The organism is Streptomyces sp. NRRL F-5135, assembly GCF_000719775.1.
GTDB classification, from domain to species: domain Bacteria; phylum Actinomycetota; class Actinomycetes; order Streptomycetales; family Streptomycetaceae; genus Streptomyces; species Streptomyces hebeiensis.
The window spans coordinates 712,899-725,195 of the sequence record NZ_JOHR01000001.1 but is presented as its reverse complement, the minus strand read 5'-3'; the positions used below and the strand labels follow the sequence as shown (position 1 = coordinate 725,195).

Sequence of the window (12,297 nt, the reverse complement as noted above, 5' to 3'; positions counted from 1 at the left end):
AGGCGCGAGCGGTCCGGCGTACGGAAAGCCCCGCCACCCGCCCGGATCACGACCCCGGCCGGTCCTCGTGCCGTGCGGACGTGTCGTCCGGGTCCCCGGCCAGAGCGCGGGCGGCGGCCTCGTCCGTCTCGTCCCAGCCGATGGAGCCGGTACGGAGGTGTTGCCGGCGCTGCTCCTCGATCCAGCGGGTGTGCGCCTCCCAGGCCGCCTGCTTGCTGGTGCCGAGTGCCGCGCCGATCCGCGCCCAGGACGCGCCCGCGGCCCGTGCGGACCGTACGGAGAGCTGTCGCCCGTACGCCGCCTTGCGTGCGATCAGTTCGCTCAACGCCAGCAGTTCCAGGGTCTCCTCGCGCGTCAGCGCGGAGACGTCCTGGTCGAGCCGGAGGCCGTCCTCGTCGGGGGCGGTGAGGGCCTCGCGCGTACGCAACTCGTCATGGCGCGCGACGGCGGTCAGCAGGGTGAACCGTTCTTCCAGCTCGTCAGGAGTGGCCATCCGGCGAGTGTTGCGTCAAGTTTCCTTGACGTCAAGCCCACTTGACGCATGGGTGTGTCGGTGGTGGCGGCCTGGCACGAAAACGGACCGTCCCCTGGGCCCTTTCTGTGAGTTTCTGTGAGCCGTCGGCCAACCGGCAGCCGTGGCCAGCCGGTTTCCGTCCGACGGGGCTCCCGGTTCGCATGACACACCCAGAGTCGTACACGTCCGTCCCAGAACAGCGGGTCACCGTGAGGTGACGCGCTACTGGAAGGACGCCATGACCGACACTGACGCACACGACACCGAGGTCCTCGTCATCGGCGCCGGACCCACCGGCCTGACCCTGGCCTGCGACCTCGCCCGTCGCGGGGTCGCCCACCGCATCGTCGAGCGGGAGGTGGTGCCCAACCGCGCCACGCGGGCCAAGACCATCCAGCCCCGCTCCCTCGAAGTCCTCGACGACCTCGGCGCCGTCGATGAGGTACTGCGGCGTGGAGTCGCCGAGCTCCCTGTGCGGTTTCACGAACCGTCCGGAGCGGTCGTGGACAAGCCGTCGATCTCGGGCCGGGCGGACGACTCGTTCCACACGCCGTATCCCGACCCGATGTGGATCGGCCAGTTCGACGTCGAGCACGCGCTGCGACAGCGACTCGAAGAGCTCGGCGGACGCGTGGAGTTCGCGGTCGAAACGATCGGTGTCGACCAGGACGACGACATGGTCACCGTCACCCTGCGGACACCGGACGGTGAGCGGACCGCCCGCGCCCGCTATGTCGTGGGAGCGGACGGGGGCAGGAGCAGTACCCGCAAACACATCGGACTTCCCCTGACCGGCGAGACCTACGAGCGGCAACGCTGGTACCTCGGCGACGTCACGGGGCCGGACCTCGACCGCGGTCGTATGCATATCTGGCCGTCCGGGAACGGCATGCTCGGCCTGACCCCGCTCGGCAGCGACGTGTGGCAGTTCCAGAGCCCGATCCTGCCCGACGAGGAGCCGGTGACCCCGTCGAAGGAGTTCTACCAGCGACTGTTCGACGAACGCGCCGGCCAGGGGGCCGTGGTCCTGAAGGACCTGACCTGGCCGTCGGTGTACCGGGTGCAGGCCCGCATGGTGGAGGACTACCGCCGGGGCCGCGTCCTGCTCGCCGGCGACGCCGCGCATGTGCATTCCGCCGCCGGGGGCCAGGGCATGAACACCGGTATCCAGGACGCGTACAACCTCGGCTGGAAACTCGCCGCCGTCCTCGGCGGCGCCGCTCCGGCCCTGTTGGACACGTACGCCGCCGAACGTATCCCGGTCGCCCGGGCGGTCCTGGAGATGAGCACGGACAAAATGAGCCGGGTCATGGAACAGGCGGGCCGCGGCAGCGGGGACGGACTGGGCTCCGCACTCGCCGGCATCGGCGACGGCGTCATGAACAGCGGGCTGGGGATCCACTACCGCACCAGTCCGATCAGCTGTCGCGGCGGCCGGCCCACGCCCGGGCCGCGGGCCGGGGACCGGGCGCCGAACGCCGGCGGGCTTCAGGGCGCGGGGTTCGGCGTCGGCCTCTTCGGCCTCTTCGACCTCTTGCGCGGACCGCACTGGTCCCTGATCGCGTACGAGCACACCGGCCCGATCGCCCTCGACGACGTCGGGCCGGACCACCTGCGCGTGCACCGCGTCGGCTCGGCTCCGGGCGGCGGCATCACCGACACCCGGGGCGAGTTCCGGCGCGTCTACCAGCCCCACCCGGGTGAGCTCATCCTCATCAGGACCGACGGGTACATAGCCGCCCGCACCCCCGCAGCCCGCGAAGCGGACCTGATCGCCCACGTGGCCTCGTTCCGGCCCATCGGCGCCCAGGGCGTCCCCGGTATTCGCCGCCCCTGACAGTGGCGCGCCGCTCAGGCGCGCCCCTCAGACGGTCTCGTCAGACGGTCTCGTCGGGCGGTCTCGTCCGCGTACGGGTCCAGAAAGAAGGAAGAACGTTTCATGCACGACAGCAGTACGGGCGTCGGCACCGACACCGGACCGGAAGGCAGCGAACAGCACACGAGCTGGAACCGACGGCTCGTCGGCCAGGTGGCCGTCCTGATCCTGGTGAACGCCATGGTGGACACGGTCGTCACCGCGCCGCTCCTCGTCCTTCCCGAAATGCTCGACCACTTCGGCACCGATCAGTCGGCGTGGATCGACGCCAGCTCACTGCTGGCGGGAGCGATGTGGGCGCCGCTGCTCGGCAAGAGCGCCGACATCCACGGCAAGCGCGGAGTGCTGATGGTGACGTTGATCATCGCCTTCGCGGGCGCCCTCGTGTGCCTCGTCGCTCCCAGCCTCTGGGTGTTCGTCATCGGGCGCCTGTTGCAGGGAGCGGCCGTGGGAGCCGTCTTCCTCACGGTCGCCCTCATCCGTGACATGTGCGCGCCGGCCATGGCGATGATCGCGACGGGCATCGTGACCTCGGGCTCCGCGCTCCTCGGTATCGTCATGCCCTCTCTCTTCGAGATGACGGCCGCGGAGTTCGGCTGGCGGAGCGTATTCGTCGCATCCGCGATGTTCGCGGCCGTCGCGGCGATCCTCGTGCGCGGCCTCGTTCCCAGGTCCGCGGTCAGGACACCGGGCAAGGTCGACATCGCCGGGGCCCTCCTGCTCGGCGGAGGTCTGGCGGCGGTGCTCAGCTACGTCAGCCTCGGGTCGGAGTTCGGCTGGACCGCAGTGGGCCCGCTCGTCCTCCTCCTCGGCGGCGCAGGGGCCCTGACCAGGTGGTTCCTGGTGGCGAGCCGGATTCCCGAGCCTGTGATCGACATCAGGAACCTCGGCAGGCCACTGGTGCTCACGCTCCTCGTGGTCGTTTTCGGAACCGGCGCCTACCAGAGCATGCTGACGCTGTTCGGCCTGATCGCCAAGGTGTCGGCGGACCAGCAGCTCGGGTACGGAATCGCCGCCCCGGGAGCACTCGCCATGCTGTACGGCCTGCCGGCGATCGGGATCGTACTCGGCGGCACCTTGGCCGGGGTGATCGCAACACGTGTCGGGCCCGCCGCGGCGCTCGCCGGCGGAGTAGCGCTCGGAACGGTGGGGACCATCGGGATGTTCCTCGGCGACTCCCTGCTCCCTCTCGCGGTCGTCTGCTCCTTCCTGCTGAGCCTCACCGCGGGAACGCTGGTCACCTCCGGCTTCAACATGGCGGGCACGCTCGCGTCTCCGGAGCGACAGGGCGTCGTGTCCAGCATGGTCATGGTCATGATCGCAACGGGGGCGGTGATCCTGAAGTTCGTGGGTTCGGCCGTACTCAAGTCCACGAACACGGTCATCGACGGAGAGACAGTGAACTCGGCCACCGGGGTCCACAGCTACATCACCATGGCGGCCGGAGCGTTCCTGGCCGCCGCTGTGGTGGTGTTCATCCTCCTGCGCACGCACCGTCGCTCACGCGGAACGCCCTCGGCGGCCTCCTCCGCGTCCACCACTCCTGTCATGTAAGCATCAACGCCCCTGAGGTGGAGGGGAGTCCGGCGAGCGCCGCGATACCGTGATGCGGCACCGCCCGGACCCCGGTCCGGGCCCTGGTCCGCCACCTGGTCCGGGCCAGCCGTCGAAGTCGGATGATCGGCCGGCGACGGAACAGAACAGAACAGAACGTGACGGGACGGAACGGATGACGGCATCGGAACGGCTACTGGTCGTGGAGGACGAACCGACGCTGCGCGAACTGCTGTCCGCGAGCCTGCGGTTGGCCGGCTTCGCCGTGGTCCCGGTCGCGACGGGCGCGCAGGCGCTGGCCGAGGTACGGGAGCGGCGTCCCGACCTGATCGTGCTGGACGTGATGCTGCCCGACTTCGACGGCTTCGAAGTCGTCCACCGGCTGCGCGGGCAGCACCCCACCGCGGCGGCAGGGCATCCGCCCGTGCTGTTCCTCACCGCCCGCGACGCGGCCGAGGACCGGATCAGCGGACTCAGGGCGGGCGGTGACGACTACGTCACCAAGCCGTTCAACCTGGAGGAACTCGTCCTGCGCATCCGGGCCGTCCTGCGCCGCACCAGCGGCCGGCAGGCGGACGGCCGGCTGGTCGTCGGTGATCTGGAGCTGGACCCCGACAGCCACCAGGTGAGCCGGGGCGGACGGCCCGTGCAGCTCTCCCCGACCGAGTTCAGCCTGCTGCACGTGCTGATGGAGAACGCCGGGCAGGTGCTGTCGAAGTCCCGGCTCCTCGAACTGGTCTGGCAGTACGACTTCGGGGGAGACGACAGCATTGTCGCCTCCTACATCAGCTATCTGCGGCGCAAGGTGGACCTGGACGAACCGAAGCTGATCCATACGGTGCGCGGCACGGGCTACGTGCTGCGCAGGCCCCGGCGGTGAGCGAGCGCCCCGTGCGCGGGCCGCGCGGCCGGCTCTCGCTGCGCGGCCGGCTGCTGGCGATCTCCCTGCTGCTGCTCGTGGTCGCCCTGCTCGTCAGCAACGCCCTGGTCGTCGCCCTTCTCCAGCGCGACCTGGTGCGTCAATTGGACGACCGGCTCCGCGTCGCCGCCACGGTCAGCGCGCGCCTGACCGACGCGGCCGGCCTGACCGATCTGTCCGACGCGGCGGACGATCGGGCACAGCGGGCACGCGACGCCGTGGGGCAGCAGCTGATCGGTGATGTCCATGTCGTCGGCCTCGGTGCGGACGGCCGTGTGCTGCGGGTCGTCCGGCCGGCCGCGGGGAGTCCTCCCGCGCTGCCCCGGCTCGACGCGGCGGCGGTCGGCGGGCTCGACGGCCGGTCCTTCGAAGTCCCGGCCGTCGACGGCGAGGGGGCCTGGCGGGTGGTCGCCGTACCGCTCGACGTGCCCGAGGCACAGGGCGGGGGACCGGACGCGCGGGCCGCGGACGGCCGCAGCGTCGTCGTCGCGGGCTCACTCGCCCAGGTCGATGCGACGATCACACAGCTCGGTGTCCGGGTGTTGATGGTGGACTCGCTGGTGCTGGTCCTGCTGGGCGTGGCCGGATGGTTCGCCGTGCGCGCCGGGCTGCGTCCGTTGCGGCGGATCGAGACCACCGCGGCGGCCATCGCGGACGGCGACCTGTCCAGCCGGGTACCGGAGCCGGCCGCCTCCCGTACCGAACTCGGCCGGCTGGCCGCGGCGCTCAACGGCATGCTGGACCGGATCGAGGCGGGTGACGCCGCGCGGGCGGCCGCCGTGGACCTCATGCGCCGCTTCGTCGCGGACGCCGGCCACGAGTTGCGCACCCCCCTCTTCGGCATCAAGGGGTACACCGAGCTGTACCGCATGGGCGGCATGCCGGAGCGCGCCGATGTCGACGCCGCGATGAGCCGCATCGAGCGGGAAGCGGCACGGCTCGTCCGGCTGGTCGAGGACCTCCTGCTGCTCGCCCGCCTCGACGAGCACTCCGCCGCCGCGGACCTCCCCCTCCGTCCCACCCCCATGGACTTGCGCACCCTGGCCGCCGACGCCCTGCACGACCTCCGCGCACTCGACCCCGGCCGCCCCGTCACCCTCACCGGTCCCGGTGGCGGCCCGCCCGGTGGCGCGCCGGTGCTGGGCGACGAGGCGAGACTGCGGCAGGTGACCTCCAACCTCGTCGGCAACGCGGTGACCCACACCCCGCCCGGCACCCCGGTCCGGATCGGCGTCGGCACCGAGGACGGCCTGGCGGTTCTCGAACTCCACGACGAGGGGCCGGGAATGTCCCAGGAGCAGGCCGCCCGCGTCTTCGACCGCTTCTACCGCGCGGACGACGCCCGCGGCCGTACCGACAGCGGAGGCGCGGGCCTCGGCCTCGCGATCGTCGACTCGCTGGTGATGGCCCATCAGGGCCGGGTGGAGGTCCGCACGGCCCCGGACGAGGGCGCCACCTTCCGGGTCCTGCTTCCCCGGCACGGTTGAACGTCGGTGGGCCCGCTTCCTCCGGACCGCCGGACGCCCGTGGGCCCCGCCCCGGTCAGGGAACTGACCGGGGCGGGGCCCACGGGCCGGGACGCGCCGCCCCCGTCCCCACGGTGCGGCGCCGACGGGCCGTCGTCTCCGCTCGGACGACGGCCCGCCCGTCATGAGGGCGAGGCCGAGGCGGCTCGCGGGCCGGCGCACAGGCCCAGGGCGGGGAACACGGAGGACTCGAGGAAGCGGACCAGGTAGTCCTCGTCCGCTTGGCGGCCCTCCACCAGCATCCGGGCGCGCGTGAGGCCGATCAGCTGAGTGGCCACGAACTCGGCCGCGGGGTGATCGGCGGGGATCTCGCCGCGCGCCACGGCGCGGTCGATCATGGCCTGGATCGCCTCGGCCCCCGGCTGGAGGAGGGTCTCGCGCAGCACCTGGAGCAGTTCGGGGTTCTGCAGGGCCGCGTGGCCGAGCGCGTGCGTCAGGGCGGTGTCGCGGCCCGCCTCCGCGGCGGCCGAACGGGCGACGGCCCGCAGGTCCCCGGCCAGCGAACCGGTGTCGACGTCCGCCAGCCCGGCCCCGCGCGTGCCCCGCAGCGCGGCGGCGACGAGTTGGGGTTTCGTACGCCACTGGCGGTACAGCGTGGACTTGCCGCAGCGGGAGCGGGCGGCGACGCCCTCCATCGTCAGCGCGTCGTAGCCGGCCTCCCTGAGCAGGTCGAGGGCGGCCTCGTAGAGCTCCAGCTCCCGTTCCGGAGTGATCTTGGAGCGGCGCTGCGGGGGCGTCATCGTCTCTCCCGGTCGGTCTCTCCCCGCTCGGGGCGGGTGATCACGTTTGTCATGGCACGGGCGTGCGGGGTGCCGTACGCGTCGGCCAGTCTACCGAGCCGGCCGCGTACCGATACGCCAGTGTACCGATACGAGTCCGTATCGGTACACTGGCGTATCGATAGGGCGTGGTTCCGGCCGCGCCGCCGCGCCACCGCACCGTCACACCACGACGACGTGCCCGTCCCTGCCGAGGAGGCCGGGTGAGCCACGCCCCCCGCGCCTGCGGGCCTCCCCCCGTACCGCGAACCGCCACGTCAGCAGCCGCCCGATGAGCGGGGCGACGGCCGTCGCGGTCGCGCTCTCGCTCGTCTCCGCCGTCGCGTACGCCACCGCCGCCGTGGCCCAGGAACGGCTCGCCGCCCGAACCAGGGACCGGACGGCTTCCGGACCCGGGCTGCTCGCCCTGCTCAGCGGGGGCGCCTGGTGGTGGGCGGTCGCGCTCAACGCGGCCGGTGCGCTGCTGCACGTGGCGGCGCTGACGTACGGGCCGCTCACGGTGGTCCAGCCGCTGGGGGCGCTCACGCTGGTCGCGGCCGTGCCCCTCGGCGCCCGGCGCGCGGGACGGCGCGTCGGCCGGGACGAGTGGCGGGGGACCGCCTGCACGCTCGTCGGCCTCGCGGCCATCCTGCTGACGGCGGCGGGCGCGGCTCCGGACGAGGTGCTGAGCCTGCCGCGGGCGCTCGGTGTCGCGGGCGTGGCGATGGTGCTGGTGGGGGTGTTGTGCCGGCCGGGTGCCCGGCCCGGACTACGGCACGCGGCGGCCTCCGGCATCACCTCCGGCGTCGCCTCCGCGCTCACCCAGACGGTGACGGTGGCCGCGACGGCTCGCGGGACGAGCGCGTTGCCGCTGTGGCAGGCGGGGGCCGTGGCACTGGTGGTCGCGGCGTTCGCGTCGGGCGGTCTGCTGCTGTCCCAGCGGGCGTACCGCGGCGGACTGGGCGCGCCCCTCGCGGTCCTCACCCTGGCCAATCCGGTCGCGGCCGCGGTCATCGGGCTGTCGCTGCTGGGCGAACGGCTGCAGGGCGGCACGGCGGGTGCGGGAGCGGCCCTGATGGGGGCGGTCGTCGCGGCACGCGGGGTGGTGCTGCTGACGCGTGCGCCGGTGAACGCGGCCCCGGCTCCGGCCACGGTGCCCGGCCCGCGCCCGGGACCGGTCCCCGTGCGGGGTGAGGGAGGGGGCCCGGGACCGAGCGGGGACCGCGTACCGGCCTCCCCACTGGCGCGGCCGGCGGCACCGCCACGGAAACCTGTTCCGGCACCGCGGCGGGAGTCCGCACCGACGCCGTCGGCGGGGTCCGTATCGACGCCGCACGGGGAATCCGTACCGGGGCCGGGGACCGCCCGAGCGCCTGGGGCCGCGCGGGCCCGGCGGGTCACCAGGGCCCCGGCCCCCGGTGGCACCACCCGGTTGGCGGTGCCTCGCTTCCCCGTCCGGCGAGCGTCCGTACGGGTCCCGCCGCTCGCCGGGGACGATGCCGACGAGGTGCCGGAGGCCCCGGAAACCGTGCTGCCTCCGGCGCGTCGCCGCGTACGACGGCGCCGCGGGCGGCGGTTTCGCGCCGGGGCGTGAAGTTCCGCTGTGCGCCCGGTTAAGAAATCCTCGATGGACTGAACCGCCGGTACGGGTCAGATTGGTGATCGACCACCGAACAGCGATCACCGGCGGGCCATGCCATCACGGGCCGTACGGACCGCGGGCCGTCGCGCCCGCGCGCGTCGGAACAGCGCCAGCACCCCCGGGAGCCGCCCCATGAAGGCACTTGTCAAGCAGAAGGCCGAGCCCGGCCTCTGGCTCATGGACGTCCCGGAACCGGAGCCCGGCCCCGGGGACGTACTGATCAAGGTCCTGCGCACCGGCATCTGCGGCACCGATCTGCACATCCGTTCCTGGGACGGCTGGGCCCGGCAGGCCGTCACCGCGCCTCGCGTCCTCGGCCACGAGTTCGTCGGAGAGGTCGCCGCCGTGGGCGCGGGCGTCCCGGCGGACATCGCCGTGGGCGACCTCGTCAGCGGCGAAGGGCACCTGGTCTGCGGCGCGTGCCGCAACTGCCTGGCCGGCCGCCGCCACCTCTGCCGCCGCACTGTCGGCCTCGGCGTCGCCCGCGACGGCGCGTTCGCCGAGTATGTGGTGCTGCCCGCCACCAACGTGTGGGTGCACCGCGGTGAGGTGCCGCTGGACGTGGCGGCCATCTTCGACCCCTTCGGCAACGCCGTGCACACCGCGCTCACCTTCCCCCTCGTCGGCGAGGACGTCCTGATCACCGGTGCCGGTCCCATCGGGATCATGGCGGCGGCCGTGGCCCGGCACGCGGGCGCGCGCAATGTCGCGATCACCGACGTCAGCCCGTACCGCCTCGAACTCGCGCGCAAGGCGGGCGCGACCCTCGCCCTGGACGTCTCCGGCACCGGTATCGCCGAGGCCCAGCGCCTGCTCGGCCTGAAGGAGGGCTTCGACGTCGGCCTGGAGATGTCCGGCCGTCCCGAGGCCCTGCGTGACATGGTGGACAACATGACCCACGGCGGCCGGATCGCCATGCTCGGCCTGCCCGCCGAGGAGTTCGCCGTCGACTGGTCGAAGATCGTCACATCGATGATCACGATCAAGGGCATCTACGGGCGGGAGATGTTCGAGACCTGGTACGCCATGACCGTCCTCCTGGAAGGCGGCCTCGATCTGACACCGGTGATCACCGGGAGCTACGGGTACGAGGACTTCGACGCGGCGTTCGACGAAGCGGCCACGGCCCGCAGTGGCAAGATCATCCTCAACTGGGCCGCCTGAGCACGTCCCTCGCCCCCCGCCGCAGCCCTTCCGCACCCCCCCGGCGGCCGGCGGAACAGCCGACCGAGGCTGACCACGACCGCGAACGACCGTGAACGACCGAGAACGACCGCGAAACGACCGCAAAGGAGCCCCGGCCATGTATGGGTCCGTCCGGGACGAACTGTCCGCCACGCTCGAGGAGATCCGCGACGCCGGGCTCTTCAAGCCCGAACGGGTGATCTCCAGCCCCCAGCGCGCAGCGGTCGCCGTCACCTCCGGCGACGCCCCGGGCGACGTCCTCAACTTCTGCGCCAACAACTATCTCGGTCTCGCGGACCATCCGGAGGTCGTCGCCGCGGCCAAGGAGGCGCTGGACCGCTGGGGCTACGGCATGGCGTCCGTACGGTTCATCTGCGGCACCCAGGACGTGCACAAGGAGCTGGAGCGGCGGCTGTCCGCCTTCCTCGGGCAGGAGGACACGATCCTGTACTCCTCGTGCTTCGACGCCAACGGCGGGGTCTTCGAGACCCTGCTCGGCCCGGAGGACGCGGTGATCTCCGACGCCCTCAACCACGCCAGCATCATCGACGGCATCCGGCTCTCCAAGGCCCGCCGGCTGCGCTACGCCAACCGCGACCTCGCCGAGCTGGAGACCAGGCTCATGGAGTCGCGGAACGCCCGCCGCCGGCTGATCGTCACCGACGGCGTCTTCTCGATGGACGGGTATGTCGCGCCCCTGGACGAGATCTGCGACCTCGCCGACCGGTACGACGCCCTGGTCATGGTGGACGACTCGCACGCCGTCGGCTTCGTCGGCCCCGGTGGCCGGGGCACGCCCGAACTGCACGGGGTGCGCGACCGCGTCGACATCGTCACCGGCACCCTCGGCAAGGCGCTCGGCGGCGCCTCGGGCGGCTATGTCTCCGCGCGCGCCGAGATCGTCGCGCTCCTGCGGCAGCGCTCGCGCCCCTACCTGTTCTCCAACTCCCTCGCCCCCGTGATCGCCGCCGCGTCGATCAAGGTCCTGGACCTGCTGGAGAGCGCGGACGACCTGCGCGAGCGGCTGCGCGCCAACACCGCCCTGTTCCGCACGCGGATGGTCGAGGAGGAGGGCTTCGAGATCCTGCCCGGTGACCACCCCATCGCGCCGGTCATGATCGGTGACGCGGCGCGGGCGGGCCGGATGGCGGAACTCCTCCTGGAGCGTGGGGTGTACGTGATCGGCTTCTCCTACCCGGTCGTCCCGATGGACCGTGCCCGGATCAGGGTCCAGCTGTCGGCCGCGCACACCCGGAACGACGTGCTCCGCGCCGTCGAGGCGTTCGTCGACGCGAGGGAGGCGATGGACCGGGCTGACACGCCCGGGAGCGTCTTGGCAGGATGAGCGGGTGATCGATGCCCGGCGCCTGCGCGTGCTGCGGGCCGTGGCGGACCACCGTACGGTGACCGCCGCGGCCGCCGCGCTGTACCTCACCCCGTCCGCCGTCTCCCAGCAGCTGACCGTCCTGGAACAGGAGACCGGGCACGCGCTGCTGATCCGCAGCGGCCGGGGCGTACGGCTCACCGCGGCCGGCGAGATCCTGGTCGGCCACGCGCACACGGTCATCGCCCAACTGGAGCGCGCGGAGGCCGAACTCGCCGCCTACGCCGGCGGGACGGCCGGGGAGGTCACCGTCGCGGCGTTCGCCACCGGTATCGCGGAGGTCGTCGCCCCGGCCCTGCGACGGCTGTCGGGTCCGCACCCGGGCATCCGCGTACGGGTACGGGACGCCGAGGGCGACGAGAGCCTGCCCCTGGTCCTCGACGGGCGGGCGGACCTCGCGGTCGCCGTCGAGTACCGGGGCGCGCCGCACGAGGACGACCGCCGGCTGTCCCGGACTCCCCTGTACGCGGAGCCCTTCGACGCGGTCCTGCCCGCCGCGCACCCGCTCGCCCGGCTCCCCGACGTGGCGCTCGCCGAACTGGCCGGCAGCGACTGGGCCGGACCGTATCCCGGCAACCCCTGCCACGACGTCCTCCAGCTCGCCTGCGAGCGGGCGGGTTTCGAACCGCGTCTGGCGCACTCCTCCGACGACTTCCACGCCGTCGTCGCCCTCGCGGGCGCGGGCGCGGGAGTCGCTCTCGTTCCGCGTTCGGCGCTGCGCGGCATGGAGCTGAAGGACGTCGTCGTACGCCCCGTACGGGGCCCGGCCGCCACCCGCCGCGTCTTCGCCGCCGTCCGCCGGGGAGCCGAGGGGCATCCGCTGATCCGGCCGGTCCTGGACGCCCTGGCGTTCGTGGCGGCCGGACTTCCGGCGGACTGAACGGGCCCGGCGTCCCCGGGCGGGCCGGCCGTGGGGCGGACGGTCACGGCCCACGGGCC

9 protein-coding genes and 1 pseudogene are annotated in these 12,297 nt (G+C 72.9%); 8 read left to right on the top strand and 2 right to left on the bottom strand.

The window, feature by feature from the left end:
* Nucleotides 1-46 precede the first annotated feature (46 nt).
* Nucleotides 47-493 carry a hypothetical protein gene (locus IG02_RS0103280; protein WP_051764346.1) on the bottom strand — a complete coding sequence of 149 codons (447 nt, stop codon included), beginning with the start codon at nt 491-493 and terminating at the stop codon, nt 47-49.
* 259 nt (nt 494-752) lie between these two features.
* Here IG02_RS0103280 and IG02_RS0103275 point away from each other — a divergent pair, with 259 nt between their 5' ends.
* The 4 genes from IG02_RS0103275 to IG02_RS0103260 all read left to right on the top strand — a co-directional run bounded on the left by IG02_RS0103275 (nt 753) and on the right by IG02_RS0103260 (nt 6,350).
* Nucleotides 753-2,351, top strand: coding sequence for an FAD-dependent monooxygenase (locus IG02_RS0103275; protein WP_030741522.1), 1,599 nt, complete (start codon nt 753-755; stop codon nt 2,349-2,351).
* Between the two features lie 102 nt (nt 2,352-2,453).
* Nucleotides 2,454-3,944: an MFS transporter gene (locus IG02_RS0103270; RefSeq protein WP_030741519.1), complete on the top strand. Its 1,491-nt coding sequence runs from the start codon at nt 2,454-2,456 to the stop codon at nt 3,942-3,944.
* Nucleotides 3,945-4,119: 175 nt separating this feature from the next.
* A complete protein-coding gene (locus IG02_RS0103265; RefSeq protein WP_030741516.1) occupies nt 4,120-4,824 on the top strand; it encodes a response regulator transcription factor in 705 nt (234 codons plus the stop codon).
* Nucleotides 4,821-6,350 carry a sensor histidine kinase gene (locus tag IG02_RS0103260; RefSeq protein ID WP_030741513.1) on the top strand — a complete coding sequence of 510 codons (1,530 nt, stop codon included), beginning with the start codon at nt 4,821-4,823 and terminating at the stop codon, nt 6,348-6,350. Before IG02_RS0103265 ends, IG02_RS0103260 begins: the two co-directional genes overlap by 4 nt.
* A 161-nt stretch (nt 6,351-6,511) precedes the next feature.
* On the opposite strand, the gene IG02_RS0103255 is transcribed toward IG02_RS0103260, so the two are convergent.
* Nucleotides 6,512-7,129 carry a TetR/AcrR family transcriptional regulator gene (locus tag IG02_RS0103255; protein WP_030741510.1) on the bottom strand — a complete coding sequence of 206 codons (618 nt, stop codon included), beginning with the start codon at nt 7,127-7,129 and terminating at the stop codon, nt 6,512-6,514.
* Between the two features lie 310 nt (nt 7,130-7,439).
* On the opposite strand from IG02_RS0103255, the pseudogene IG02_RS42030 reads away from it, so the two are divergent.
* From IG02_RS42030 to IG02_RS0103235, 4 genes and pseudogenes are all read left to right on the top strand, one after another.
* Nucleotides 7,440-8,429: pseudogene (locus IG02_RS42030) on the top strand (DMT family transporter); the annotation flags it as partial.
* Nucleotides 8,430-8,921: 492 nt separating this feature from the next.
* Nucleotides 8,922-9,953, top strand: a complete 1,032-nt coding sequence (tdh, locus tag IG02_RS0103245) for an L-threonine 3-dehydrogenase (protein WP_030741504.1) — start codon at nt 8,922-8,924, stop codon at nt 9,951-9,953.
* A 139-nt stretch (nt 9,954-10,092) separates the two neighbouring features.
* Nucleotides 10,093-11,319, top strand: a complete 1,227-nt coding sequence (locus IG02_RS0103240; RefSeq protein ID WP_051764344.1) for a glycine C-acetyltransferase — start codon at nt 10,093-10,095, stop codon at nt 11,317-11,319.
* 4 nt (nt 11,320-11,323) lie between these two features.
* Entirely contained in the window at nt 11,324-12,238 is a 915-nt protein-coding gene (locus tag IG02_RS0103235) for a LysR family transcriptional regulator (protein ID WP_030741498.1), read from the top strand.
* Nucleotides 12,239-12,297: the final 59 nt, after the last annotated feature.